Origin of the sequence: Burkholderia sp. Bp8994 (genome assembly GCF_003853805.1) — a bacterium.
In the GTDB taxonomy this organism is placed as follows: domain Bacteria; phylum Pseudomonadota; class Gammaproteobacteria; order Burkholderiales; family Burkholderiaceae; genus Burkholderia.
On record NZ_QTQH01000014.1, the window covers coordinates 122235 to 148560 of the forward strand.

The following is a 26326-nucleotide window of genomic DNA, read 5'->3' on the forward strand; positions in this document are numbered from 1 at the left end:
GTCCGGCGATCCAGAACAGGCGCCCATGTCTGATATTTCGTACACGTCCTCCCGGTCCGATGCCGCGCAGCAACGCGCGCCGAGCCGTCTCGGAGACGTTCTGTTCGGCGGCCTCGCACGGCTCGCCGCGATCGTGACCCTGCTGCTGCTGGGCGGGATCATCGTTTCCCTCATCATTGCGTCGCTGCCGACCATCCAGAAGTTCGGCCTCGGCTTCCTGTGGCAATCCGAGTGGGATCCGAACTCGGATGTCTACGGCGCAGTCGTGCCGATCTACGGCACGATCGTGACGTCGTTGATTGCACTCGTCATCGCGGTGCCGGTCAGCTTCGGCATCGCGCTGTTCCTCACCGAACTGTCGCCCGTGTGGCTGCGCCGCCCGCTCGGCATCGCGATCGAACTGCTCGCCGCGATTCCGTCGATCGTGTACGGCATGTGGGGCCTGCTCGTGTTCGCGCCGATCTTCGCCGAATACTTCCAGAAACCGATCGGCCATCTCTTCAAGGACGTGTGGGTGCTCGGTCCGCTGACGGCCGGCGCGCCGATCGGCATCGGCATTCTCGCGGCCGGCGTGATCCTCGCGATCATGATCATCCCGTACATCGCATCGGTGATGCGCGACGTGTTCGAAGTCACGCCCGTGCTGCTGAAGGAATCGGCGTACGGGATCGGCTGCACGACGTGGGAAGTGATGTGGAAGGTCGTGCTGCCCTATACGAAGACCGGCGTGATCGGCGGCGTGATGCTCGGCCTCGGCCGCGCGCTCGGCGAAACGATGGCCGTGACCTTCGTGATCGGCAACACGAACCTGCTCGACAGCGTGTCGCTGTTCGCACCGGGCAACAGCATCACGTCGGCGCTCGCGAACGAATTCGCGGAAGCGCAACCGGGCCTGCATACGTCCGCCCTGATGGAACTGGGCCTGATCCTGTTCGTGATCACGTTCATCGTGCTGTCCATCTCCAAACTGCTGCTGCTTCGTCTCGAGAAGGGAGAGGGCAAGAAATGAGCGAGCCCATCATGAATTTCCCGGGGCCGAACGGCGCCGCGCTCGACGCGATGCGCAACCGCCTGCAGCGCAAGCGCAAGGTGACCAACGCGATCGCGCTGACCGCGTCGCTCGCCGCGATGGCATTCGGCCTGCTGTGGCTCGTGTGGATTCTCTACACGACGGTGCATCTCGGTGTCGGCGGCCTGTCGCTGCAGCTGTTCACCGAATCGACGCCGGCACCGAACACCGAAGGCGGCGGCCTGGCGAACGCGATCGCCGGCAGCCTGCTGCTGTGCGGTTTCGGCACGCTGGTCGGCACGCCGATCGGCATCCTCGCGGGCGTCTATCTCGCCGAATACGGCCAGAAGAACCTGCTGGCGAGCACGATCCGCTTCATCAACGACATCCTGCTGTCGGCGCCGTCGATCGTGATCGGCCTGTTCGTGTACGCGATCGTCGTCGCGAAGTCGGGGCGCTTCTCGGGCTGGGCCGGCGTGATCGCGCTCGCGCTGCTGCAGATCCCGATCGTGATCCGCACGACCGAGAACATGCTGAAGCTCGTGCCGAACGCGCTGCGCGAAGCAGCCGTCGCGCTCGGCACGCCGAAGTGGCGCATGGTGCTGAAGATCACGCTGCGCGCGTCGGTCGGCGGGATCGTGACGGGCGTGCTGCTCGCGGTCGCGCGGATCGCCGGCGAAACGGCGCCGCTGCTGTTCACGGCCCTGTCGAACCAGTTCTTCTCGGTCGACATGAGCCAGCCGATGGCCAACCTGCCCGTCACGATCTACAAGTTCGCGATGAGCCCGTTCGCCGAATGGCAGTCGCTCGCATGGGCGGGCGTGTTCCTGATCACGCTCGGGGTGCTCGGACTCAACATCCTGGCGCGCTCGATCTTCTCGAAAAAGTAACGGCGGAGCAATCCGATGAATATGGCAGAAAGCCACCTGAATCCCGTCGAGCGCACCGCTGCGCCCGCCGGCACGCACGATGCGTCGCATGGCCGTCCGCTGGCGCCGCTGAACGCGAAGATCGAGGTCAACAACCTCAACTTCTTCTACAACAAGTTCCACGCGCTGAAGAACATCAACCTGCGCATTCCCGAAGGGAAGGTGACGGCGTTCATCGGCCCGTCGGGCTGCGGCAAGTCGACGCTCTTGCGCACGTTCAACAAGATGTTCGCGCTCTATCCGGAGCAGCGCGCCGAAGGCGAAATCCTGATGGACGGCGAGAACCTGCTGACCACCAAGCGCGACATCTCGCTGCTGCGTGCGCGGATCGGCATGGTGTTCCAGAAGCCGACCCCGTTCCCGATGTCGATCTACGACAACATCGCGTTCGGCGTGAAGATGTTCGAAAAGCTCACGCGCTCGGAGATGGACGATCGCGTCGAGTGGGCGCTGACGAAGGCCGCGCTGTGGAACGAAGTGAAGGACAAGCTGAACCAGAGCGGCTACGGTCTGTCGGGCGGCCAGCAGCAGCGTCTGTGCATCGCGCGCGGCATCGCGATCCGTCCGGAAGTGCTGCTGCTCGACGAGCCGTGCTCGGCGCTCGACCCGATCTCGACGGGCCGCATCGAGGAACTGATCGCGGAGCTGAAGAGCGACTACACGGTCGTGATCGTCACGCACAACATGCAGCAGGCCGCGCGCTGCTCGGACTTCACGGCCTACATGTACCTGGGCGAGCTGATCGAATTCGGCGAAACCGAAAAGATCTTCATCAAGCCGGTGCGCAAGGAAACGGAAGACTACATCACCGGCCGTTTCGGCTGATGACGGAGAACCACAACCATGTCGGATAAACATCTGTCGAGCCAGTTCGACGCGGACCTGAATGCCGTGTCGTCGAAAGTGCTGGAAATGGGCGGGCTCGTCGAGTCGCAGATCGTCGGCGCGATGCATGCGCTGAACGAATTCGACCGCGATGCGGCCGAGAAGGTGATCGCGGCCGAGGAAACGCTGAACGCGATGGAAGTCGACATCGACCAGGAGTGCGGCAACATCATCGCGCGGAGGCAGCCGGCCGCGCGCGACCTGCGTCTTCTGATGTCGATTTCGAAAACGATTACGAACCTCGAGCGCGCCGGCGACGAGGCCGAGAAGATCGCGAAGCGCGTGCGCCGCCTGATCGAAGAACCGGCCGCGCGTGCGGTGAACATCGCCGAGATCAAGGTGTCGGGCGAGATGGCCGTGACGATCCTGCGCCGCGCGCTCGACGCGTTCGCGCGCCTCGATACGGTGGCGGCCGCGCAGATCGTCAAGGACGACAAGGAAATCGACCTCGAATTCCGCGCGTTCGTGCGCAAGCTCGTGTCGTACATGCAGGAAGATCCGCGCACGATCTCGGTCGGCCTCGAGTATCTGTTCATCGCGAAGGCGATCGAACGGATCGGCGACCACGCGAAGAACATCGCCGAATTCATCATCTACATCGTGAAGGGCACCGACGTGCGGCACCAGCCGCGCGACACGCTCGATCGCGAAGCCAACAGTTAATCGACTCCGTATAGGAAGAACAGAGGTGCCGATGCCCAGCAACATTCTCGTCGTCGAAGATGAGCCAGCGATTTCCGAACTGATCTCGGTGAATCTCCAGCATGCCGGTCACTGCCCGATCCGCGCGTACAACGCGGAGCAGGCGCAGAACCTGATCAGCGACGTGCTGCCCGATCTCGTGCTGCTCGACTGGATGCTGCCGGGCAAGTCCGGCATCGCGTTCGCGCGCGACCTGCGCAACAACGAACGGACCAAGCACATCCCGATCATCATGCTGACCGCGCGCGGCGACGAGCAGGACAAGGTGCTCGGCCTCGAGATCGGCGCGGACGACTACGTGACGAAGCCGTTCTCGCCGAAGGAACTGATGGCGCGCATCAAGGCCGTGCTGCGCCGCCGCGCGCCGCAGCTGACCGAGGACGTCGTGTCGATCAACGGGCTGCGCCTCGATCCGGCCACGCATCGGGTCGCCGCGCACGGCGACGGCAGCGAGATCAAGCTCGATCTCGGCCCGACCGAATTCCGCCTGCTGCATTTCTTCATGACGCATCCGGAGCGCGTGCACAGCCGCACGCAACTGCTCGACCAGGTCTGGGGCGATCATGTGTTCGTCGAGGAACGCACCGTCGACGTCCATATCAAACGATTGCGCGCGGCCTTGAAACCGGCCGGCTGCGATGCGATGATCGAGACCGTACGCGGCAGCGGCTACCGGCTCGCCAAGCACGCGTAACGTATCCGGACATGCCGTGTGCCGCGGCATGCCGTTCATTCTTTCGGACGCTGAATCATGAACATCATCTGGGCGCGCTTTCTGGTGTCGCTCGTGCTGCTCGTGCTGATCAGCGTATTGGTCGGCGTATTCGCCGGCCCGACCGCGGCCCTCGGGTTCGCGGTCGTGATGCTGGTCGCGCAGGGCTTCTTCAGCACCTTCCATACGCAACGCCTGTGGCGTCTGCTCGATGCGCCCGTCTATGGCGAGGTGCCGAGCGCACCGGGCATCTGGGGCGAAATCTACTACCGGCTGCACAAGCTCGCGAAGCAGTGGCATGCGCAGGTGCGCCAGGTCGAGCAGCAGCATTCGCGCTTCATCCAGGCGATCCAGGCGTCGCCGAACGGCGTCGCGATGCTCGACGACCATGACCAGATCGAGTGGTGCAACGCGATCGCCGAGGTGCACTTCGGCCTCGATGCGAAGCGCGACCTGCGCCAGCACATCACGAACCTGGTTCGTCATCCGGAGTTCGTCCGTTACCTGAACGCGCAGCATTACGACGAGACGCTCGTGATGCGCGGGATGGGCGACTCGCGGCAGAACGTGCTGGAAGTGCAGGTGTTCCCATACGGCGAGAACCGCAAGCTGCTGCTCACGCAGGACATCACGGAGCTCGAGCGGACCGACGCGATGCGGCGCGACTTCGTCGCGAACGTGTCGCACGAACTGAAGACGCCGCTCACCGTGCTGTCGGGCTTCCTCGAGACGATGCGCGAACTGCCGCTGAACGAGGAAGATCGCGCGCGCTATCTCGAGATGATGGAGCAGCAGGCGTCGCGGATGCGGCACATCGTCACCGACCTGCTGGTGCTCGCGAAGCTCGAGGGCGAAAGCAAGCCGCCGATGGATCACGCGATCGACATGCGTGCCGTGTTCGACCATCTCAAGGAGGATGCGCAGACGCTGTCGAACGGGCATCACGAGATCGCGTTCGCGATCGACGAGACGCTCGGTGTCACGGGCGCGCAGACCGAAGTGTTCAGTGCGTTCGCGAATCTCGTGACCAACGCGATCCGCTATACGCCGGACGGCGGCAAGATTCTCGTGTCGTGGCGGCGCGAGGGCGCGCAGGGCGTGTTCTCCGTCACCGACAGCGGCTTCGGCATTCCGGCCGCCGACCTGCCGCGGCTGACCGAACGCTTCTACCGCGTCGATCGTAGCCGCTCGCGCGATACGGGCGGTACGGGGCTCGGCCTCGCGATCGTCAAGCACGTGCTGCAGCGGCACGACTCGCACTTGTACGTGCAGAGCGAGGAAGGGCGCGGCAGCACGTTCACCGCGCGCTTCCCGGGCTCGCGGATCATCGCGATCCGGCCGGCCGCGTTCGAGGCGTGAGCGCGTCACGCGAAGCGGCGCCTCACATCGGCACCCCGGCGGAATGAAAAAAGCACAGCCCTCGGGCTGTGCTTTTTTGCTTGTTACGCGGCACGCGAAACCGCGCCGTATGTCTACGAACAGAACTTCGCGAGCAGCCCGAGTTGCGCATTGCGGATCGTCTTGCCCGCGCGCCGCCGGCGGTAGTGGCCGTCGCTGAGCATCTGCCAGGCCGACTGGTTGTCGCCGAGACAGACCGACAGCCCTTCGGCGATCACGCGGCGCTTCAGCTTGCGCTCGCGGATCGGGAACGCGACTTCGACGCGGCGGAACAGGTTGCGGTCCATCCAGTCGGCGCTCGACAGATACACGTCCTCGGCGCCGCCCGCGTGGAAATAGTAGATGCGGTGGTGTTCGAGGAAGCGCCCGACGATCGAGCGCACCGTGATGTTGTCCGACAGCCCCGGCACGCCCGGCTTCAGCGCGCACACGCCGCGCACGATCAGGTCGACCTTCACGCCGGCCTGCGACGCTTCGTACAGCGCGGCGATCACCGACGGCTCCAGCAGCGCGTTCATCTTCGCGACCACGCGCGCGCGCTTGCCGGCGCGTGCATTGTCGATCTCCGCGCGGATCGATTCGATGATGCGCGGATGCAGCGTGAACGGCGACTGCCACAGCTCGTGCAGCGTGAGCTCGCCGCCGATCCCGGTCAGCTGCTGGAACACGTGATGGACATCCTCGCAGATCTTCTGGTCGGCCGTCATCAGCCCGAAGTCGGTGTAGAGGCGGGCGGTGCGCGGGTGATAGTTGCCGGTGCCGAGGTGCACGTAGCGGCGCAGCGACGCCTTGCCGTTCTGCACGACGCGCCGCACGATCAGCATCATCTTCGCGTGGCACTTGTGGCCGACCACGCCGTACACGACGTGCGCGCCGACGGCTTCGAGCTGCGACGCCCAGTTGATGTTGGTTTCCTCGTCGAAGCGCGCGAGCAGCTCGACGACGACGGTCACTTCCTTGCCGTTGCGCGCGGCTTCCATCAGCGCGTCCATCAGCGGCGAATCGGTGCCGGTGCGATAGATCGTCTGCTTGATCGCGACGACGCTCGGGTCCTTCGCGGCCTGCTGCAGCAGTTCTAGCACCGGCTGGAAGCTTTCGTACGGGTGATGCAGCAGGATGTCGCCGTCGTCGATCGCGTCGAACATCGTCGGCGCGTTCGCGATCGCGGGCGGGATCGATGCGGTGAACGGCGCGAACTTCAGGTCGGGTCGATCGACGAGATCGGGGATCTGCATCAGCCGCACGAGGTTCACGGAGCCGGACACGCGGTAGCAGTCCTTCTCGCCGAGCAGGCTTTCCTCGAGCAGGCGTCGCACGATATGCGCGGGCGTATCGGCCGACACTTCGAGCCGTACCGCGTTGCCGAGGTGGCGCGCGGGCAGTTCGCCCTGCAGCGCGACGCGCAGGTTGGTGATTTCGTCCTCGTCGACGAACAGCTCGCTGTTGCGCGTGATGCGGAACTGGTTGCAGCTCTTCACGACCAGTTGCGGGAACAGTTCGCCGACGAAGCGTTGCATGAACGAGCTGAGCAGCACGAAGCCGTGCTCGAAGCCCGACAGCGCCTGCGGCATGCGCACGACGCGCGGCAGCGCGCGCGGCGCCTGCACGATGCCCATCACCGCCTGGCGGCCGAACGCGTCGCGGCCTTCGAGCTCGACGACGAAGTTCAGGCTCTTGTTCAGCACGCGCGGGAACGGATGCGCGGGATCGAGGCCGATCGGCGTCAGCACCGGCAGCAGTTCGTCGAGGAAGTAGCGGCGCGCCCATTCGAGCTGCTCGTCGTTCCACGAGTCGCTCGCGTGGAAGTAGATGCCTTCCTGTTCGAGCGCGGGGAGCACGGTTTCGTGCAGCATCGTGTACTGGCGGTGCACGAGCCGCTGCGCGCGCTCGACGACGAGATCGTAAGCGTGCTGCAGCGACATGCCGTCGGGCGTCAGGGCACCCGGGTTGTCGCGGATCTGTTCCTGGAGGCCGGCCATCCGGACTTCGAAGAACTCGTCGAGGTTGCTGCTGGTGATGCAGATGAAGCGCAGTCGCTCGAGCAACGGAATGTGCGGGTCGGCTGCCTGGGCCAGCACGCGCTCGTTGAAGCCGAGGATGCCGAGTTCACGATTGAGAAGCGGATAGCGGACGGACATCGGCAGAGTAGGGGGTGATTCGGGCGATGATTCGAAAGGACGCTCGGAAACTCTCACGGTACGATGACGTGCTGATGACAATAATGTATTTATATCGGGAAATTCTACGCTTGAACCGATTCGTCTCATAAATGTTTCGGCCATATACTTTCTCCCCGAGTACATGCCCGTGAAGCGTGGCAATGGCAAGCGTTCCACGCTTAAAATATCGCCTTTGATTGATCGTCCAGCGAGGCCGGAGCGGCTGCCGCGGGCGAACGCGCACGGAGCCCCCTTCTGATGGTTACATCCCCCCACTTGCTGGCTGCCGTGGATCTCGGCTCGAACAGCTTCCGGCTGATCGTCGGGCGCGTCGAGGAAACGCCGGCGGGCAGCCAGATCTATCCCGTCGATGCGCTGCGCGAGCCGGTTCGACTGGCCGCGGGGCTGTCGAGCGACAAGATGCTCGATCGCGCGTCGCAGGAACGTGGCTGGGAGGCGCTCAAGCGGTTCGGCGAGCGCCTGCGCGATTTCCATCCCGATCATGTGCGCGCGGTGGCGACCAACACGCTGCGCGTCGCGAAGAACGCGGGCGAATTCCTCGGCGAAGCCGAAGCGGCGCTTGGTTTTCCGATCGAAGTGATCGCGGGCCGCGAAGAGGCGCGCCTGATCTATGCGGGTGCCGCGCATTCGGTGCCGGCGAGCGCGGGCAAGCGGCTCGTCGTCGACATCGGCGGCGGCTCGACCGAATTCATCATCGGCTCGCACTACACGCCGCTCGTGATGGAGAGTCTCTACATCGGCTGCGTGAGCCATAGCCGGGCGTTCTTCCCGGCCGGCAACGTCGACGAATACACGATGCGGCAGGCCGAACTCGCGGCCAAGCGCGAGATCCAGATCATTTCCAGCGAGTACAAGAAGGCCGGATGGGACCAGGCGATCGGTTCGTCGGGCACCGCGCGTGCGCTCGCGGAGCTCGTCGAGGCGAACGGCTTCAACGACGCCGGCATCACGCACGGCATTTCGCGCGGCGGGCTCGAACGCCTGAAGCGCGCGCTGATCAAGGCCGAGAACGTGAACCGGCTGAAGCTGATCGCGCTGAAGCCCGATCGCGTGCCGGTGCTTGCCGGCGGCCTCGCGATCATGCTCGCGGTATTCGAGGAACTGGGTGTCGACTACGTCGACACCACCGACGGCGCGCTGCGTCTCGGCGTGCTGTACGACCTGCTCGGCCGGGCCCAGCACGAGGACATGCGTGCGGTGACCGTCGAGGGTTTCACGCGCCGCTACGGCGTCGATCGCGCGCAGGCCGGGCGGATCGCCGCACTGGCGGTGCGGTTCTACGACGAGCTCGAGGCGTCCGACGACGAAGAAGCGCGCGAGGAAGGCCGGATGTTCCTCGGCTGGGCCGCCGCGCTGCACGAGATCGGCCTGTCGATCTCGCACAGCTCGTATCACAAGCATTCCGCGTATATCGCCAGCAACGCCGACATGCCGGGCTTCTCGCGCACTGACCAGGCGCGCCTCGCCGCGCTCGTGCTCGGGCATGCGGGCAAGCTCGGCAAGCTGTCGCAGGCGCGCGACGTCGAATGGCCGCTGCTGTTTTGCCTGCGGCTCGCCGCGCTGCTGTGCCGGCGCCGGACCGATGCCGGGCTGCCGGACATTTCCGTGTCGCAGATGAAGAAGGGCGGGTATGAAGTGCGCCTGCCGAGCGCATGGGTCGAGCAGAACCCGTTGACCGACTACAGCCTCAGCCAGGAAGCGGCCGAGTGGGAGAAGGTCGGGATTCCGTATCGCGTGGTTTATACGGGCGCGTAACGAGACGCTACCGAGGGCGCGGCGCCCTCGCGCCGCTTGCCTCGCGGCATGCTCAGTCGGAGCATACGATCGCGGTCAGGAACGGGAACGCCTGCTTGACGGTGGCGTCGCTGCCGGCATTGCGAACGGCCTGTTCGACTGCACTCTTCGTGCCGCGTACCACGACGCCGTACGCCCATTTGCCGATCGGCGTGCCGTCGCCCGGCTGGAAGATCGGATCATTCGCCTGGTAGCCGAGCACGACGTAGACGCCGAAGCCGTAGGCGGTCAGCGGATGGTTCGTGCGGAACGCGTTCACCGAATTCGCTTCGACGTGCATCGGCTCCGACTGGATGTCGCCGGCCGCGAGCAGCGGCGCGACGAACTTGTGGCCGTTCGAATGGCAGTCGAGCGCGTCGTCGAGCGACTTGGCCGACGCGGCGCCGGACGCGCCGAGGGTGCCGAATGCGCCGATTGCGAGCAGCGCGCCGAGCAGGGCGGTCTTGAAAACGGTTTTTTTCATGCGCGGTTGCGGGTTGGGTCGCGGACATTATCGCGTGTTCCCGCAAGATTCGTGCGCGGGCTCTGCATGGGGCGGCAGCGGTTGAGAAGGCGCACGGCGGAGCAAACGAAAAAGGGCTGCAAGCGCGATGGCTTGCAACCCTTATCGTGTATCGTGGTCGGAGCGAAAGGATTCGAACCTTCGACCCTCTGATCCCAAATCAGATGCGCTACCAGGCTGCGCTACGCTCCGACGAGCCAAAGATTCTATCGTCTAATGGGTGGCCGGGTCAATCACGTTTTGCATACGGCGCACATCATCACGAACCGCTCGCGATTGGCGACAATTCGAAGTGTGATCGTCCGGCCCGCGGGTGGTCGGCCGAACCATTCGTCGAAGCATGGAAGGAGACATCATGATGAACCTGATCCTGTGGCGCCACGCCGAAGCCGAAGACTACGCGGCAAACGACCTCGCACGCCAGTTGACGGCCCGCGGGCGCAAGGAAGCGCAGGCCATGGCCAAATGGCTGCGCAGCCGGCTCGAGTCGAACAGCGTGATCCTCGCGAGCCCGGCGGCGCGCACCGTGCAGACGGTCGAGGCGCTGACCGACCAGTACCGGACCGTCGATGCGCTCGCGCCGGGCGGTAGCGTCGATGACGTGCTGGCCGCCGCCGGCTGGCCGGACGGCATCGCGCCGACGGTCGTGATCGTCGGACATCAGCCGACGCTCGGCAGCGTCGCGGCGCAATTGATGGCCGGCAACGACGACAGCTGGAGCATCAAGAAGGGCGGCATCGTGTGGCTCGCGAGCCGCACGCGCGACGGCAACCATCAGGCCGTGCTGCGCGCAGTATTGACGCCGGAGCTGGCCTGAAGGGGTTTGCGGGCTTTGATCATACGGTTTCGCAAGCTTTCTGCTAAAGTCAATTCGGCGACACGTCATTGAAAGGACACGGTCGTGCCACAGAACGGTAACGACCGGTTACTACATTGGCTGGCATGTCGTCCTATTCCTTACGATCAGGAAAGCCTAATGCGAGAACTGCCGACGCCTACGCTCCCTTTTGCCTCGCTTCCCCTCGACACGACGCGGCGTCACCTGCCGCGCGCTGCTGAAACCGTCACATCCGAGTACCGTCTGCGTGCCGCCTGGGCGCGCACGGAAGACGAACTGCGCGAGGCCCAACGCCTGCGCTACACCGTGTTCGCCGAAGAGATGGGCGCGCAGGTCAGCGGTCCGTCCGGTCTCGACGTCGATCCGTTCGATGCCTACTGCGACCATCTGCTGGTGCGCGATCTCGACACGCTGAAGGTGGTCGGTACGTACCGCGTGCTGCCGCCGCACGAGGCCGCTCGGGTCGGCCGCCTGTATGCCGAGGGCGAATTCGACCTGTCGCGCCTCACGCACCTGCGCGGCAAGATGGTCGAGGTCGGCCGCTCGTGCGTGCACAGCGACTACCGCAGCGGCGCCGTCATCATGGCGCTGTGGGGCGGTCTCGGCGCATACATGATGCAAAACGGCTACGAGACGATGCTCGGCTGCGCGAGCGTATCGATGGCCGACGGCGGCCATTACGCGGCGAACCTGTATCAGTCGCTGCCGGCGAACGCGCTGACGGCGCCGGAATACCGTGCGTTCCCGCATACGGCGCTGCCGGTCGACGAACTGCAGACGGGCACCGTCGTCGCGCCGCCGCCGCTGATCAAGGGCTATCTGCGTCTCGGCGCGAAGATTTGCGGCGCGCCGGCGTGGGATCCCGATTTCAACTGCGCGGACTTCCTGACGCTGTTCCGGCTGTCGGACATCAACGCCCGCTACGCCCGGCACTTCCTGGGCTGAGCCATCCCGATCGCGGCGCGCTGCTCCAGGCGCGCGCAAGCGAACGCCGTCGCGCGGCAGGTTGTCGCGCGACGGCGTTCGACCATTCCGGGGATGTTGTCTTATCCGACCCTGTTAATTCGAGCGATATGCGCCGACCACCGTGCGGGTGGGCGCACGTTCGGAGCGGGCCCCGCGCGCGGCGGCCCGGACGACACGGCGGGCTTGCCTAATGCTTGCGCCGCCAGTCGAGCAGATGGTGTTCGGCCATCCAGTGATGGATCATCCCTTCGCCGCCATGGTTGCGCTTGTATTCGCGCGACTCGAAATAGGACAGGGCGACGAGCACCATCAGGCCGATGAACAGGCCGATCAGGCCGGCAATCTCTTCAGACGACATGGCTGCCTCCTTTCAACGGCACAGCGCCATGGATTCATATTAGGACACGCGCGGGACGATCCCTAACCCGGAATTCCGCTAGACTCGGCGCGGTCCTGGCGCGCGATGGGCGCGCCGTTTTACGGAGCCTTCCCGATGACCCGTTTCATGCTGGCCGTGCTGGCCGCGTCCATTCTTGCCGGCTGTGCCAGCGATCCCCGCCAGGCCCGTCGCGGCCACCCGCCACAAGATCCGGCCGATTACCACGGTGTGCCGACCGACATGACGCCGCCGTCGATGCTCGGCGAGCCGGCGCCGTCGGCACCCGCAGCCGTGCAGTGACGATGGCGGCAGGCCTTCGCGGCCGTCAGGTGCCGGCCGCGGCTGCGTCGGCGCCGATTCGCCGCGTCAGCGCCGGCAGGTAGCGCGCGAGCGTCGCGCCGCGCGCGACCATGAACAGCAGCAGCGCGAACCACAGCCCGTGATTGCCGAACGGGCCGACGGCCGCCAGCGTCGCGGCGATGAAGATCGCGAACGACGCGACCATCGCACGCATCAGCGATTGCGTCTGCGTCGCGCCGATGAACACGCCGTCGAGCAGGAATCCCCACACGGACACGATCGGCGAGACTGCCGCCCAGGGCAGGTAGCGCAGCGCGACCGCGCGGATTTCGGCCTGGTCGGTCAGCCGCGCGACGATCCAGCCGCCCGCGACCCAGTAGACGAGCGCGAACAGCAGCGCGCCGAGCGCGGACCACAGCAGCGTGACGCGCACGGCCTGCCGGAAGGCGGCGCGGTCGCGCGCGCCGGCGGCGGCGCCGACGAGCGCCTCGGCCGCATGCGCGAAACCGTCGAGTCCGTAGGCCATGAAGGTCTGGAAATTCAGTAGCAGTGCGTTGGCCGCGAGCGTCGCGTCGCCCTGTCTGGCGCCGAGATGCGCGAACCAGCCGAACGCGCCGAGCAGGCACAGCGTGCGCAGGAAGATGTCGCGATTGAGCGCGATCAGCCGCTTGAGTGCCGTACGGTCCGCGAGCGCCCGCGCGGCCAGTGGCGCGAGGCCGCGCGGCCGCAGCCGCCACAGCATCCAGGCGCCGAGCGCGAAGCCGCATGCGTCGGCGGTCGCGGTCGCCGCACCGATTCCGGCGATGCCCCAGCCGAAGCCGTACACGTAGAGCAGCACGGCCCCGATATTCACCGCGTTGATGAAGACCTGCGCGACGAGCGCGAGCCGTACGCGTTGCACGCCGAGCAGGTAGCCGAGCACGACGTAGTTGGCGAGCGCGAACGGCGCGCTCCAGATCCGTGCGTGGCCATAGGCCAGCGCCGTCGTGCGCACGGCCTCGCTGCCGCCCAGCGCGGTCAGCGCGAACGACAGCAGCGGCACCTGCAGCGCGAGCACGGCGGTGCCGAGCGCGAACGCGACGATCAGCGCGCGCAGCACGTTCAGCCGGATGCCGGCGGCGTCGCCGGCGCCGTGCGCCTGCGCGACGAGGCCGGTCGTGCCCATGCGCAGGAAGCCGAAGCCCCAGAACACGAAATTGAAGAACAGCCCGCCGAGCGCGACGCCGCCGAGATACTGCGCGCCGTCGAGGTGGCCGGCGACGGCCGTGTCGACCGCGCCGAGGATCGGCTGGGTCAGGTTTGCGAGGACGATCGGGAAGGCGAGCGCGAGGACGCGCCGGTGCGAGACGGCGGCCGACCCGGTGCCGGCCCCGTGCGGTAATGCGGATTCGGACATGGCGAACGCGTCAGGCGCGTTCCTGCACGCAGACCCACGGCGACACGACGACCGCCCACAGCTCCGGATTGCGCGCCGCGAAGTCGGCGGCGGTTTCCGCCGGCATGCGTGCGACGAGGCCGGACGACAGCCAGCGCGTGACCTGTTGCGCGTCGTCGCCGGCGATCGCTTCCGCGACGCTCACGAGATCGAGATCGCGTGCAACCGACAGCAGCTTGCCCTGTGCGAAGAAGCGCTCGAGATCGCACCAGTCGATCTTGGCGGTTTCGCCCAGGAGTTTGGCGTAAAGCGGGCTGTGCGACGCGCCCGCGGCGGATTCGTGTTGGTGGGAGGACATCGGTTGTGTGCTGGAAAGACTGCGTGGCGCCACTATAAACCATCCGGGCGCGCGGCCGGCCGCCCGGTACGGCCACGACCGTTTCAGGCGTCGCGCAACGCGCGCCGCACGATCTTGCCGGTCGGCGTCATCGGCAGGCCGTCGACGAACGCGATCGCGCGCGGGTACTCGTGCGCGGCCAGGCGCGTGCGCACGTGCGCCTGCAGCGCCTGCACGAGCGCGTCGTCGCCGACGTGGCCGGGGTTCAGCACGACGAACGCCTTGACGATCTCGGTGCGCGTCGGGTCGGGGACGCCGACGACGGCCGCCATCCGTACCGCCGGATGCGTGAGCAGGCAGTCCTCGATCGGCCCCGGGCCGATCCGATAGCCGGCGCTCGTGATCACGTCGTCGTCGCGGCCGACGAAGCGCACGAAACCGTCGGCGTCGATCGTGCCGGTGTCGCCGGTGAGCAGGTAGTCGCCCGCGAACTTGTCGCGCGTGGCGGCGGGATTGCGCCAGTATTCGATAAACATCACCGGGTCGGGGCGGCGCACCGCGATGCGCCCCTCGACGCCGGGCGGCAGCGGCGTGCCGTGCTCGTCGACGATCGCGACCACGTGGCCGGGCACGGCCTTTCCGATCGCACCCGGCTGCGCATCGAACAGCGCCGCGCACGACGACAGCACCATGTTGCATTCGGTCTGTCCGTAGAACTCGTTGATCGTCACGCCGAGCGCGTCGCGCCCCCAGGCCGTCAGCCCGGCGCCGAGGGATTCTCCACCGCTCGCGACCGATTTCAGCGCCAGCGCGTGGCGCTCGCGCGGCGCCGGCACCGCGCGCATCAGCTTCAGCGCGGTGGGCGGCAGGAACGCGTGGGTCACGCCGTGCCGCGCCATCAGCGCGAACGCGGCTTCGCCGTCGAACTTCTCGAAGCGGCGCGCCAGCACGGGCACGCCGTGATGCCATGAGGGCAGCAGCACGTCGAGCAGCCCGCCGATCCATGCCCAGTCGGCGGGCGTCCAGAACAGGCGTGCGTCGCGCGGGAAGCATTGCTGCGACATCTCGACGCCCGGCAGATGGCCCAGCAGCACGCGATGCGCATGGAGCGCGCCTTTCGGCTTGCCGGTCGTCCCGGACGTGTAGATGATCACCGCCGGATCGTCGGCCGCGGTGTCCGCCGGCACGAAATCCGGCGATTCGGCGGCGAGCGCGGCGTCGAAGCGCAGCACGCCGGGGGCGTCGGGTGCATCGTCGCCGATGCAGTAGCACGTGCGCAGCATCGGCAGTTGCGCGCGCAGCGACGCGATCTTCGCGTAACCGGCTGCGTCGGTGACGAGCGCGGCGGCTTCGCTGTTCGCGAGCCGGTATTCGAGTGCGTCGGCGCCGAACAGCGTGAACAGCGGCACCGCGATCGCGCCGAGCTTGTACGCGGCGAGATGCGCGATCGCTGTTTCCGGACCCTGTGCGAGGAAGATCGCGATCCGGTCGCCGCGTTGCAAACCTGCCCGCGCGAGGCTGTTCGCGAAACGGTTAGAAGCATTCTTCAGGTCGTCGAACGTGAGGCGCGACACGTCGCCTTGCGCCGTTTCGTGGATCAGCGCGAGCTGTCCGCTGCCGTCGGCCCACTTGTCGCAGACGTCCACGCCGATGTTGTAACGGGCCGGAACGTCCCACCGGAAGCGGGCGAGCAGGTCGTCGTAGCGGTCGGCGGCGGGCAGCATGCGAGTCTCCTTGGCGTCGATCGTCGGCATCGGTCGATAGATTACATCGGCATTTCACGCGACCGAAACCACAATGGCGTCGGATAGATAGGGAATGTGCGGACTCGTGCAACGGGTGCGGCTCAGTGCACGATTCCGTCATGACGCATAAGATCACGACAAAACAGTGATATGACCATGGATTTGCTTCTGATAGCTGCGGGGTTCAGCCTCTTCGGAATCGGGGCGCTGGTGGCGTTCGCCAGCCGTGTCGATCCGCTGTCCGGCCGGTTCACCGGCCGTCTGCGCAAGCGCTGACACAACCTTCCCGTTCTCCCTCTCGACGACATGCGATGCGTGCCGGCATCGCGTGTCGTCCGTCGTCTGCCGTCGACGCTGGCGCGCTCAGCGCGCCGGCAGGTAGCGTGCCGGATCGATCGAGCGGCCACCGTAGCGCAGCTCGAAGTGCAGCGCGGTGCGATCGCTGTCGCTGTTGCCCATCTCCGCGATCGTCTGCCCCTGCGTGACCGGCTGGCCTTCCTTCACGAGCAGCGCGCGGTTGTGCGCGTAGGCCGTCAGGTAATCGGCGTTGTGCTTGAGGATGATCAGGTTGCCGTAGCCGCGCAATCCGTTGCCCGCATAGACGACGGTGCCCGGCGCGGCGGCCAGCACCGGCGTGCCCGCAGCGTTCGCGATATCGATGCCCTTGGATTTCGAGCCGTCGAAGCTGCGCACCACGTTGCCGGCGGCCGGCCAGATCAGTGCGATGCTGGTGGCCGGCTTGACCGCCGATTCGACCGGCGCGGAAGGCGCGGGGCGGCTGCGGCCCGCGCTGCCGGTGCCGGTGGTCGACGCCGTCGTCGTGCCGGGCGGCGGCGCGACCCGCAGCACCTGGCCGACTTCGATCGCGTCGGGGTTCGTGATCTGGTTCCAGCGCACGATGTTGGCCGTCGACGTGCGATTCTCGCGCGCGATCTTGTAGAGCGTGTCGCCGCGCTCGACGCGGTAGTAACCCGGGCCGACGGGAGCGGAGCCGCACGCGACGAGCAGCGCGGCGCAGGCGGCCGCGAAGAGCCGCTTCGTTGTTGTTCCGATCATTGAACCTCGCAAAACCCTGCCGCGCGCGACGCGGCAGGCGATACAAAACGTCCGATTTTAACGGGTTCGACCCGCGCACCGCAGTTTTGGGCAGCGGGCGCGGCCGGCGCGCACCGGTTCGGCGCGGCCGGTGTCAGCCGGCGAGCGGCAGCACGCGAATCCGCAGCGTGGCCGTTTCCGTCGCGCCCGGCGCGAGCGTGCGCAGCCCGAGGCCGTTGTGGATCGCGTCCGGCAGGCCGAGCCAAGGCTCGACGCAGTAGAAGTCCGATTCCGGTTTTTCCGTCCAGGTCGTGACCGCGTACCACGGGATCGAGCCCGGTACGTCGAGCGCGATCTCGATCGTGCGGCGGCGGCCCGGCATCACGATGCGTACCGGCGTGGACGGCGCGCCGTCGAGACAGTGGAAGCGGTCGAGGATGTCCGGATCGCCGAGGCTGTACGACGCTGCGCCGGGCTCGAGCGGGCTGATCGAGCCGTCGGCGCGCTGCATGCAGCGGCGCGTCGGCGGCAGCTCGAGCGTGGTTTCTGCACGTTCGCCGTGCGGCAGCGCGAAATAGAAATGATGGCCCGCGTAGTAGGGCAGCGGCGTGTCGCCGCGGTTGGTCGTGGTGAGCGCGACGTCGAGCGTGTGCGCATCGGCGAGCCGGTAGGTCGTCTCGAACCGGAAATCGAACGGATAGCTGTCGCGCAGCGCGTCGTTCGCGTCGAGCGTCATCGACAGTGCGGCGCCGTCGGCCGACGGCCGTGCCGCGAACGGCAGGTCGCGCGCGAAGCCGTGCATCGGCAGGTCGCGGACCACGCCGGCGGCATCGCGCCAGCGGCCCAGTTCACCGTCGACGCGATGGCGGCCGAGGAACGGAAACAGCAGCGGATTGCCGCCGCGCACGCGCGCGAGGTTGCTCCAGTCGGCCGCGTCCGGCCAGAAGATGACCGGCTCGCCGTCGACGTGCCACGACAGCAGGCGGCCGCCGAATTGCGGGGCGACCCGGACGAGCGACGGGCCGGCGTGGAGTTCATGAATGTCGTGCTGCTGGAAGATCGGCATGGCGAATCGGTATGAACGGGTGGGCGGGGTGCGCGATGGCGCGCTCCATTATCGGGTTGCGAGGCGGTCGGGGAAAACCCTTCTCGGGGAAATTGCGAGTTTTTCAACCTGCCGACGGTCTGGATAATGCCTCTAAACCGGTGATGTTGCCGGGTCATGACACTTCGTGGAGGGGGCCATGGATCTGGCAATGGCAATGGGAATCGCACTGTTCGGCATGTTCACCGGCAGCACGGTATTGTTTTTCTATCAGCTCGGCCGCTGACGGCAATTTCTGCCGGAATCGCAAGGCCCGCCATGCAAATGGCGGGCTTTTTGCTTTCTGCGCGCTTACAAATTGCAAGCGTTTGTGTGCATTGCCGCAATAACCAGTCAAATGCCTTGGCGCAGTAATCTGGGCTGGGCATAATCGGGGCGCGTTTTTTCGGACGCGCGATGCGTCGTCCGCTCTTCTACCCGACTGATCACCACCAAAAGGACCGACGCGTGAGTCTCTGGTTTCTGGTATTCCTGAGCGTCCTGCAGGGCGTCACCGAACTCTTCCCCGTCAGCAGTCTCGGCCACACGCTGCTCGTGCCCGCGCTGTTCGGCATGCACATCGACAAGCATGCGCCGCAGTTGCTGCCGTTCCTCGTCGCGCTGCACCTCGGCACCGCGCTCGCGCTGCTGTGGTATTTCCGCGCGCGCTGGATCGCGCTGATCAGCGGCTTCTTCGCGCAGCTCGGCGGCCGCAAGAACGACGACGGGCACCTGATGTGGGCGCTGATCATCGGCACGATCCCGACCGGGATCGTCGGCCTGCTGCTCGAGAAGCGCATCGAGCGCGTGTTCCACGACCTGCGGATCGTCGCGATCGCGCTGATCATCAACGGCGTGCTGCTGTGGATCGGCGACCGGATCCAGCGCAGCCGTGCGCATCAACCGCCCGAAAAGATGACGTTCAAGCAGGCGTTCTTCGTGGGCCTGGCGCAGATCGGCGCGCTGATCCCGGGTTTCTCGCGCAGCGGGCTGACGATGATCGCCGGTAACGTGGCCGGGCTGACGGCGGAGAAGGCCGCGGAGTTTTCGTTCCTGCTCGGCACGCCGATCATTTTTGCCGCGGGCGTGCTCGAACTGCCGAAGCTGTTCCATGCGCGCGACCAGCTCGCCGATGCGCTGCTCGGCGGCGTGCTGACGGCGATTGCCGCTTATCTGAGCGTGCGGTTCCTGATGCGCTATTTCGAAGGGCGCGGGCGGTTGGCCTCGTTCGGCGTGTATTGCGTGATTGCTGGGGTGTTCTGTCTTGGCTGGTTCATGCTGCATCCGCAGCCGGTTTGAGGGGCGCGGTGCCGCCGGTCGCGCGTCGCGCGTGATGTGACGCGATGATCGGGTATAATTTCGGGCTCGGCTTCATGCCGGGCCCGTTTCGTTTCGGGGTTTCGAGTTTTGGGTTGTCGTGGTGGTGCTCGAAGCCTTTCGCGTGAAATGCGGTCCGGGTTTTGTCGCCGTGTCTTTTCCCCTCGACCGCCCTTAGCTCAGTTGGATAGAGCAACGGCCTTCTAAGCCGTAGGTCACACGTTCGAATCGTGTAGGGCGGGCCAATGGAATCAATGAGTTAGCCCGGTTTTTATGACCGGGCTTTTTGCTTGTGCGGATGACCGGAACCAATCCGGAACCTAGTTCGCTCAACGTTGCGGTCGAACCGACTTCACGAACGCGGCATAGGGATTTTCAGCGGGCAACGGCGGCGGCGCGTCGATAGCTTGCCGTCCGCGCGGACTCAGGCCGAACGCATCCAGTAGCCGGGCCGCTTGGGCGCGCGCATCGCTCAGCGCGCGCAGCGCCGGATGCGCCTTGCTCCCGCCCGTCCCGGTTGCAATCGTCAACCCTTCACGGTCCAGCGTCTCACGTAACTGCGCTTCCGTTGCCAAGGTTTCGGCCAGCAGTTCGAGCGCTCGCAGGTCGGACGCGCTCAGTAGACCCAAACTCACGACGAGCGGTGCGACGCGGTCCCATTCCGCAGCCGCACGCGATGACATGCCGTCCGGCGGCGGCGGCGCGACGGTCAATTGATCGGCCGCGATGCCCTTAAGCCGGTCGGCACGCAACGTACCCGAAAGCGCCTTCGCGGCGTTCGATTTCTGCGGCATGATTCGCTCCCGAAAAATGGTTTTGGCGCTGGCGTTGCAAAAATTCGCGTTGCGCCACGGTCACGCGTGCTTGCGAACTAGGGATTTCGCCCCCCCTCCCGTTGCTACGGCCCATCAATCAAGAAGGCCGGCGGGCTGCGCGACATGTAGCAAGGCCAATGGTATGCTTTGCAGTCGACCGGCGGCCATTATTTAGAACGAAACACATCAAGGAAATGCGGGATGCTAAAACGTCTATATGTTGAGAATTTCAAGGCGTGGGAAAAGCTCGACATTACCTTGGGTCGCGTCACCGGCCTATTCGGCACCAACAGTTCCGGAAAAAGTAGCATTATTCAGTTTCTATTGCTGCTAAAGCAAACGAAGAATGCGACGGATAGAAGCTTGGTGTTGGATTTCGGTGGGCCAGATCAACTGGTAAATCTTGGGAGTTTTCGTGACATCATTCATCGACATGACGAAAGTGCAGTCTTGTCGTGGAAACTTTCTTGGGATTTTCCATCGCCACTTGCGATAAATGATCCATTTGGAAAGCGAACTGAAGTTCTTGCAAGTGGCACATCTATCGTTCAGACATCTCTTGTTCGCTTCAATGATCATTCGATTACGTCAGATCGACTGGAGTATCGATTTGGGAAGCATAGATTTCGTATCGAGCCGAAAAAGCCTGATTCTCGGGAATATCAGCTTCAGGCCGAATCTCCGCCTGAGTCATCTTTCCGTTTTGTGCGCAATAAGGCACGAGCATGGGCATTGCCCGGACCGTTAAAAACGTATCTGTTTCCGGATCAAGCAAAGACATACTATCAAAATTCGGATTTTCTGAGTATTTTTGAGGCGAAGTACGAGGCCTTGATGGATTCGATTTACTACCTCGGGCCGCTACGAGATTATCCCCGTCGAGAATATCCGTGGTCCGGGGCGAGTCCGTCTGATGTCGGTAGGCGCGGTGAGCGCACGATGGAAGCTATCTTGGCGGCAACTCTTCGCGGTGAGAAGCGCAATTTAGGGCCGCGAACGCGTTATAGGCCGTTTCAGGAAATTATCGCCCATTGGCTGAAAAAACTTGGCCTTATTAGCGATTTTAAAATAGAGGAAATTGGTTCGGGGGCAAATCTTTACCGTGCGGTTGTGAAGCGGGATGATAAGAGCCCGCAAGCCCTTCTGACGGACGTTGGATTTGGGGTTTCGCAAGTGCTCCCAGCAATTGTGCTGCTCTACTATGTACCCGAAGGTAGTACGGTGATTATGGAGCAGCCCGAAATCCATCTTCATCCCTCTGTGCAAAGCGGTCTTGCAGACATTATTCTACAGGTCGCTCATAATCGCCGCATTCAAGTAATCGTTGAGAGCCACAGTGAGCATCTGTTGCGAAGATTTCAGCGTAGGGTTGCGGACGAAAGTTTCTCATCCGAGTTGGTTAAGATATATTTTTGTGATAACGAAGATGGGAATTCTTCGTTGGTCGACTTGGAATTGGATGTTTTTGGCGAGATCAAGAATTGGCCTAAGAATTTTTTCGGCGATGAAATGACCGAAATTGCCGAAACACGGAAAGCGGTACTCCGTAGAAAAATTCAAGCACGAAAGGATGCTGGTCAATGATGGCCATTATTGACACCAACGTTGCGATTTCGGCTAACGGACGAGATACTCATGCGAGCGATGATTGTCAGATTCGCTGTATCGAGATTTTGGAGAAAATGGCAACCAAGCAGTACGCCGACGCCATTGTTCTTGATGATCTTGGGTTGATTTTCGATGAATATAGCAATTATCTGAATTATAGCGGTCAACCGGGGGTGGGCGATATATTCTTTAAATTCTTACACGACAATATGTACTCGCAAGAAGAAATTCGCTTGGTGTCAATCACTCCAAGTGCCGATGCCAGGAAGGGATTTGACGAACTCCCGGAAAACGAAATTGATCCGAGTGACCGAAAATTTCTAGCGGCTGCAGTAGTTTCCGGCGCGTCTATTTTTAATGCATTGGATAATGATTGGCATGAAAAACGCGATTTTCTTTCGGAAATAAAGGTGGATGTCGTGCAAATCTGCCCTGAACACGGATGTGTCGTTGAATTGTGACGTTTTTGTTATGCAATGAATTGGTGATTTCGGAAGATTATGGATTCGATATCTTGCATTTCCGGAAAGCATGATGCATTTGGTGCGTTCGCCTAGATGCGCCACCGAATAGCGTTTAGCTCTGATACTCCAACTTCAGCTACGAAATCGGCACGCGGTCATACGGACACACCTATAGGTGTGTGTCCGTGTCCGTCCGGGCGTGGACAGCGCCGGACAAAACCGGACAATTGTCCGGGTAGGTAGCGCGAACCGGAAAACCCTTATGGAATAAGGCTTTGAGGTTGCCGCCCAGCCGGCCATAGAAAATGAGCGAATGAATTTTGTCCGCGCAGTGTCCGGTCGATTGAATCGCCATCGGCTGCGAGAATGTCCGGGTTTGCGCAGTCATTTCCCGACTTTCCAAACGAACGGGGTGGACATCATCACGAATTCCCCGGCGATCAAGTCCTGTTTCGCGCGGGTGAATGCCTTACGCTTGGTATCGGCCTTGTCGTCATCGCTGCCGTAGCGCAAATAGAATTGCCGCCGCCATTCGCTTTCCTCCACCGCGCGCACCCCGGACGGGATGCTGCTCGACCCCGCCATCACGCGCCCTCTATCGCTGATAACCTCGACGAGGGCATCTAGGCCAATCTTCGCGCCGCCGGTCGGCATCTTGCGTTGCCGGTTCGGGGATGCAGCGGCGTCGGATTCAATGACGCACGACGTAACCGGTTCGCCGTCTTCATCGTCGCCGAGGTCAACGACACGAAGCGAGAACGCGTAACGCGCGCCGTCGGCATCGTCTTTTGATTTCGCGACGGTCCATTCTCGGCGGCCATCGATACGCGTCACTTCGAGGGCGGCGTCGAGCGCCGCGAACAGCGACGAATGCCCGCGCGGTCCCTTGGTCGCATCTTTCCCCGAGTGATGCACGACGAGAACCGCGCCGCCGATACCGTCTTGCAGGATTTTGAGGTTCGCGATGATTTCGCCCATATCCTTCGAGCTGTTCTCGTCCGCACCGGCCGCAGCGCGATTCAACGTATCGATTACCAGCAACCCCGCACCGCCGCCGGCCTGAATGGACTCCACAAGGTCGGACACATCGGACGGGTCGCGCACGTTGAAAGATTGCGTAATGAAGTGCAATCCGCCCGGCAGCGGGCGATGGTTGCGGGCGCTCCACGCTTTCGCTCGTTTGCTCAGGCCAGCTTCCCCTTCAAGGACGACATAAACGACGCGCGTCGATGCGACGCGTCGACCGAACCAGTCGGAGCCTTCGGCGATGGCGGCGCAAAGGTCGAGCACGAGGAACGATTTTCCCGAACCGCTCGGGCCGTACACCGAGACCGTTCCGCCGATAGGAATCACATCGCGTACAAGCCACTGTTGCAGCGGCGCGTTCATCATGTCGTCGGCCGACTGAAGCCGGTAGCGCATAGGCGGCGTCTTGGCGGCGCGCAGCAGGTCCGCCAGCGCGTCGCTACCGTACTCCGCTTCAAGGTCGTTCGCGTCGTAATTCGCCGGCTTGTCGGCCGGCATCTCGACCCATGCGCCGCCGACTTTTCGGGCGATAGCTTCGGCCTCCGGCTCTTTGCCACGATCAGACACAATCACGACGCGCGCGGCCGGGTAGCGCTCGCGCAACGACTTCGCAACCGTGCCGATGCGACCTGCACCGAACGCGACGACGGCGGCGGCTCGATAGTCGGCTTTCGCACACGCCCACGCCTGCCCGATACCCTCGCCAACGTAAATTACGCCGTCGGGGACAATTTCCCCGACGATGAACATACCGTCGCTTCCGAACGATGCACCCGGCGCGCTCAGCTTTTGGCCTTGACCTGGCGGCGGCACGAATTGAACCGTGCGCAATTGACCGTCCAACGAATACGCGGGTACGACGAGATAGCCGCCGACGCGCTTACCGGCTACCGTTTGCGGATCATCGGATGGGACGACGCACAACGCGGCCGGATTTCCGCGTTTCGCGACGATGTAGGGATGGTCCCCGCTCGCGGGCGGGTAGCTCGCGAACGCGGCAGCAACGTCAAAGCGCGGCTTTGGGGCGGCTTGTGCTCCCGGCTGGGCCGTTACCGCGTCACTCGATACGAGCGCACGTGGCGCGCCGTTCCAACCGGCATCCTTCGCCATCTTGAACAGCGTCCCCGGGCCAATGCCGCCGTCAGGCTTGATGCTCTTCCAGACGGAGCGGGCGTCATGCTCGCCGCCGTAGTTCGCACCGGTCGCGGACCAGTCAAGGAAATCATTCTCGGGCAGGTCTGCCGCCTTCGCTGCCATTGCGACGCGCACCCACTCATCGCGGGCGCAGCCGGCGTCAAGCGCAAACAAGGCTTCGCGAGCGCGGGCGTGGTCGTGACCGTTCATCATGCCGCCCCCTTGCTGCGCTTCGTGAGCCAGCGTGCGACCTTCCGGCGGTCGGTCGTCGTGAGGCGATAGACGCCGCGCTGCACTTCGATTCCGTCACGGTCGATGCAAGCGACGCGCACGCAGGGCAAGGCGAGTCCCTTTGCGCGCAGGCCCGCGATGAGGTCCGGGCCGTTGCTGCATCCCACGACGGCGTCCAATTCTTCGCGCGGCATCGGCCGGCGTTGCAGCACGGTCAGCGCGCGAAGCTGACGGAGGTTAGCGGTTCCAGTAAACTGGCTTTGACGTTTGGCGCTCGATTCGGCTTTGCTGGGTCGGGCGTTTTTCATTATTGGTCCCCGGCCAGCTTTTCGATGGCATCTGCCGGCCACATGAGCCGGCCGTTCGGCAGCTTGACGGGGCGGAGTGTGAAATATGCCCCGGTTTGGCAATAGCGCTTGCGGATGCTCTGCGGGCGAATCGAGAGGAGTGCGGCCAACTCCTCGGTCGTGATGGGGCGACGCGTGCGCGTTGCCGTATGCTGTTGCGTCGACATGCGTATCACCTGCCTTTCGGCTTGAATTGAGGTGATACGGATTTTTTTGCAGATTCTTGCGTTGACCGATAGATGCGTCGCTTACCGTCGTCTATCGTCAGCTACCGTCACTTATTGACGGGTCTGCGGCGCTTCAGCCTTGCGGCTAGTGCCTCCTTCGTCAAGCTCTTTTGGACGTTATCGTCGCCCGTGTAATCGAGCTTGCCGCCATCGACGATTCCGGTAAACGGCCCGTCCTCGGCAAGCGCCATTTTGCGAAGAACCGGGAAAACGGCGTTGGGGTCGTCGCTCTCCGCTGTTTCGATAGCACGGTCTATCAATGGGTCCAACACGTTGCGGCGCGCTTTGATGATGTATTTCGTTGCCGCCGTACTCGTTGCAGCTACGGACGTGGCCGCACCAGCGCTTTGGGGGGCGTCGGTAGGTCGCGCGGGTGTAGTGTCGAACGCGCTATCGTTCGCGGTGGCTCTTGATTCGTTGTTCTCCGGAAAGTCGATAAGGTTAAGGTGACGTGCGGATGCCAGCCATGGCACCTTGAAGCCCTTACGCTGCGCCCATTCGATGAAATAAGCCGGTGCGGTTCGGGGCGGATGGTTTCCGCTTTCCCACATGAATTTCATTTCGTGAATAAGGGTCGGCACAGCCTTCAAATCTTCAAGCTTCCCGAAGTCGTCAAAGGATTCAATCGGCCATTCGACACCGTGTGCATGCATCGCCGCCGCGATGCAGACGAGCGCGCCGTCCAAGTACCGGATGTGCGAATCGCCGTGAGAAAGCGAACCGGGATCGATGCCAATCAGCAGAGGGAGCGCTTCGTCCGGCGTCCACGTATCGCGGCGGAACCAGTAGCGGAGGGCGCGATTCAGCCGCGCATTCGCTTCTTTGCTACCGCGTTGCTCGACGAGTTCTCTCTCGTGCCGTTGCTGCCACGGCCCCGGTTGCGGCATAGAATCGCCGTTAGCCATGATGCGAGCCTCCCTATAGGCCGTTCGTGGTTAGGCGGGGCGATGCGCGAACATCGTTCCCCGCTGCTTCGTTCGATTCTAA

At 64.0% G+C, this 26326-nt stretch carries 26 protein-coding genes and 2 tRNA genes; 14 read left to right on the forward strand and 14 right to left on the reverse strand.

Features of this window, described 5'->3' with window-relative positions; genetic code table 11:
• The first annotated feature begins 25 nt into the window (after window positions 1-25).
• From pstC to phoR, 6 genes are read left to right on the forward strand one after another with little or no spacing between them, the layout of a single operon-like run.
• Complete coding sequence (gene pstC, locus DIE04_RS17280; RefSeq protein ID WP_044844890.1) at window positions 26-1009, forward strand: phosphate ABC transporter permease PstC; 984 nt, start codon at window positions 26-28, stop codon at window positions 1007-1009.
• The gene (gene pstA / locus DIE04_RS17285) at window positions 1006-1899 is read left to right on the forward strand and encodes a phosphate ABC transporter permease PstA (protein ID WP_124487587.1); all 894 of its coding nucleotides are present in this window, start codon (window positions 1006-1008) and stop codon (window positions 1897-1899) included. The genes pstC and pstA overlap by 4 nt, the downstream gene beginning before the upstream one ends.
• 15 nt (window positions 1900-1914) lie before the next feature.
• A complete protein-coding gene (pstB, locus tag DIE04_RS17290; protein ID WP_124487588.1) occupies window positions 1915-2763 on the forward strand; it encodes a phosphate ABC transporter ATP-binding protein PstB in 849 nt (282 codons plus the stop codon).
• An 18-nt stretch (window positions 2764-2781) separates the two neighbouring features.
• Window positions 2782-3486, forward strand: a complete 705-nt coding sequence (gene phoU / locus DIE04_RS17295) for a phosphate signaling complex protein PhoU (protein WP_044844888.1) — start codon at window positions 2782-2784, stop codon at window positions 3484-3486.
• 31 nt (window positions 3487-3517) lie between these two features.
• Entirely contained in the window at window positions 3518-4219 is a 702-nt protein-coding gene (phoB, locus tag DIE04_RS17300; protein ID WP_006750313.1) for a phosphate regulon transcriptional regulator PhoB, read from the forward strand.
• A 57-nt stretch (window positions 4220-4276) separates the two neighbouring features.
• Entirely contained in the window at window positions 4277-5596 is a 1320-nt protein-coding gene (gene phoR, locus DIE04_RS17305; protein WP_124487589.1) for a phosphate regulon sensor histidine kinase PhoR, read from the forward strand.
• 113 nt (window positions 5597-5709) lie between these two features.
• On the opposite strand, the gene ppk1 is transcribed toward phoR, so the two are convergent.
• On the reverse strand, window positions 5710-7773 hold the full coding sequence (gene ppk1 / locus DIE04_RS17310; RefSeq protein ID WP_044844886.1) for a polyphosphate kinase 1: 2064 nt from the start codon (window positions 7771-7773) through the stop codon (window positions 5710-5712).
• 279 nt (window positions 7774-8052) lie between these two features.
• On the opposite strand from ppk1, the gene ppx reads away from it, so the two are divergent.
• On the forward strand, window positions 8053-9570 hold the full coding sequence (gene ppx, locus DIE04_RS17315; protein WP_124487590.1) for an exopolyphosphatase: 1518 nt from the start codon (window positions 8053-8055) through the stop codon (window positions 9568-9570).
• A gap of 52 nt (window positions 9571-9622) precedes the next feature.
• Here the strand turns inward: ppx and DIE04_RS17320 are convergent, their stop codons facing one another.
• Together DIE04_RS17320 and DIE04_RS17325 are read right to left on the reverse strand one after the other, a co-directional pair.
• Complete coding sequence (locus tag DIE04_RS17320) at window positions 9623-10072, reverse strand: hypothetical protein (protein WP_124487591.1); 450 nt, start codon at window positions 10070-10072, stop codon at window positions 9623-9625.
• A gap of 154 nt (window positions 10073-10226) precedes the next feature.
• Window positions 10227-10303 (reverse strand) — tRNA-Pro (locus tag DIE04_RS17325).
• Window positions 10304-10466: 163 nt separating this feature from the next.
• Between DIE04_RS17325 and sixA the strand changes: the two genes are divergently transcribed.
• Entirely contained in the window at window positions 10467-10928 is a 462-nt protein-coding gene (gene sixA / locus DIE04_RS17330; protein ID WP_044844883.1) for a phosphohistidine phosphatase SixA, read from the forward strand.
• Window positions 10929-11087: 159 nt separating this feature from the next.
• Entirely contained in the window at window positions 11088-11894 is an 807-nt protein-coding gene (locus DIE04_RS17335; RefSeq protein WP_044844882.1) for a GNAT family N-acetyltransferase, read from the forward strand.
• A gap of 208 nt (window positions 11895-12102) precedes the next feature.
• Here the strand turns inward: DIE04_RS17335 and DIE04_RS29780 are convergent, their stop codons facing one another.
• Window positions 12103-12273, reverse strand: coding sequence for a hypothetical protein (locus DIE04_RS29780; protein ID WP_014897413.1), 171 nt, complete (start codon window positions 12271-12273; stop codon window positions 12103-12105).
• Window positions 12274-12408: 135 nt separating this feature from the next.
• Here DIE04_RS29780 and DIE04_RS17340 point away from each other — a divergent pair, with 135 nt between their 5' ends.
• Window positions 12409-12594, forward strand: coding sequence for a hypothetical protein (locus tag DIE04_RS17340; protein ID WP_124487592.1), 186 nt, complete (start codon window positions 12409-12411; stop codon window positions 12592-12594).
• Window positions 12595-12619: 25 nt separating this feature from the next.
• Here the strand turns inward: DIE04_RS17340 and DIE04_RS17345 are convergent, their stop codons facing one another.
• The 5 genes from DIE04_RS17345 to DIE04_RS17365 all read right to left on the reverse strand — a co-directional run bounded on the left by DIE04_RS17345 (window position 12620) and on the right by DIE04_RS17365 (window position 18152).
• Complete coding sequence (locus DIE04_RS17345) at window positions 12620-13990, reverse strand: MATE family efflux transporter (protein ID WP_124487593.1); 1371 nt, start codon at window positions 13988-13990, stop codon at window positions 12620-12622.
• Between the two features lie 10 nt (window positions 13991-14000).
• Window positions 14001-14327 carry a DUF2288 domain-containing protein gene (locus tag DIE04_RS17350; protein ID WP_012363583.1) on the reverse strand — a complete coding sequence of 109 codons (327 nt, stop codon included), beginning with the start codon at window positions 14325-14327 and terminating at the stop codon, window positions 14001-14003.
• A gap of 83 nt (window positions 14328-14410) precedes the next feature.
• On the reverse strand, window positions 14411-16030 hold the full coding sequence (locus DIE04_RS17355; protein ID WP_124487594.1) for an acyl-CoA synthetase: 1620 nt from the start codon (window positions 16028-16030) through the stop codon (window positions 14411-14413).
• A 384-nt stretch (window positions 16031-16414) separates the two neighbouring features.
• A complete protein-coding gene (locus DIE04_RS17360) occupies window positions 16415-17107 on the reverse strand; it encodes a peptidoglycan DD-metalloendopeptidase family protein (protein ID WP_124487595.1) in 693 nt (230 codons plus the stop codon).
• A 133-nt stretch (window positions 17108-17240) separates the two neighbouring features.
• Window positions 17241-18152: an aldose epimerase gene (locus DIE04_RS17365; protein ID WP_124521309.1), complete on the reverse strand. Its 912-nt coding sequence runs from the start codon at window positions 18150-18152 to the stop codon at window positions 17241-17243.
• A 486-nt stretch (window positions 18153-18638) separates the two neighbouring features.
• On the opposite strand from DIE04_RS17365, the gene DIE04_RS17370 reads away from it, so the two are divergent.
• Entirely contained in the window at window positions 18639-19469 is an 831-nt protein-coding gene (locus DIE04_RS17370) for an undecaprenyl-diphosphate phosphatase (protein ID WP_124487597.1), read from the forward strand.
• A 186-nt stretch (window positions 19470-19655) separates the two neighbouring features.
• A tRNA-Arg gene (locus tag DIE04_RS17375) sits at window positions 19656-19732 on the forward strand.
• Between the two features lie 84 nt (window positions 19733-19816).
• Here the strand turns inward: DIE04_RS17375 and DIE04_RS17380 are convergent.
• Window positions 19817-20281, reverse strand: coding sequence for a phage terminase small subunit P27 family (locus DIE04_RS17380; RefSeq protein WP_124573130.1), 465 nt, complete (start codon window positions 20279-20281; stop codon window positions 19817-19819).
• A gap of 222 nt (window positions 20282-20503) precedes the next feature.
• Here DIE04_RS17380 and DIE04_RS17385 point away from each other — a divergent pair, with 222 nt between their 5' ends.
• Window positions 20504-21886, forward strand: coding sequence for a DUF3696 domain-containing protein (locus tag DIE04_RS17385; RefSeq protein ID WP_124573132.1), 1383 nt, complete (start codon window positions 20504-20506; stop codon window positions 21884-21886).
• On the forward strand, window positions 21883-22371 hold the full coding sequence (locus DIE04_RS17390) for a hypothetical protein (protein WP_124573134.1): 489 nt from the start codon (window positions 21883-21885) through the stop codon (window positions 22369-22371). The genes DIE04_RS17385 and DIE04_RS17390 overlap by 4 nt, the downstream gene beginning before the upstream one ends.
• A 387-nt stretch (window positions 22372-22758) precedes the next feature.
• Here DIE04_RS17390 and DIE04_RS17395 read toward each other — a convergent pair whose 3' ends face one another.
• The 4 genes from DIE04_RS17395 to DIE04_RS17410 form a co-directional block, all read right to left on the reverse strand.
• Window positions 22759-24747 (reverse strand): AAA family ATPase, encoded by a 1989-nt coding sequence (locus DIE04_RS17395; protein ID WP_124573136.1) that lies wholly within the window; start codon window positions 24745-24747, stop codon window positions 22759-22761.
• Window positions 24744-25073 (reverse strand): hypothetical protein, encoded by a 330-nt coding sequence (locus tag DIE04_RS17400; protein WP_124573138.1) that lies wholly within the window; start codon window positions 25071-25073, stop codon window positions 24744-24746. The genes DIE04_RS17395 and DIE04_RS17400 overlap by 4 nt, the downstream gene beginning before the upstream one ends.
• Window positions 25073-25279 (reverse strand): DNA-binding protein, encoded by a 207-nt coding sequence (locus tag DIE04_RS17405; RefSeq protein ID WP_124573141.1) that lies wholly within the window; start codon window positions 25277-25279, stop codon window positions 25073-25075. The genes DIE04_RS17400 and DIE04_RS17405 overlap by 1 nt, the downstream gene beginning before the upstream one ends.
• Window positions 25280-25386: 107 nt before the next feature.
• The gene (locus DIE04_RS17410; protein ID WP_124573143.1) at window positions 25387-26244 is read right to left on the reverse strand and encodes a hypothetical protein; all 858 of its coding nucleotides are present in this window, start codon (window positions 26242-26244) and stop codon (window positions 25387-25389) included.
• Window positions 26245-26326: the final 82 nt, after the last annotated feature.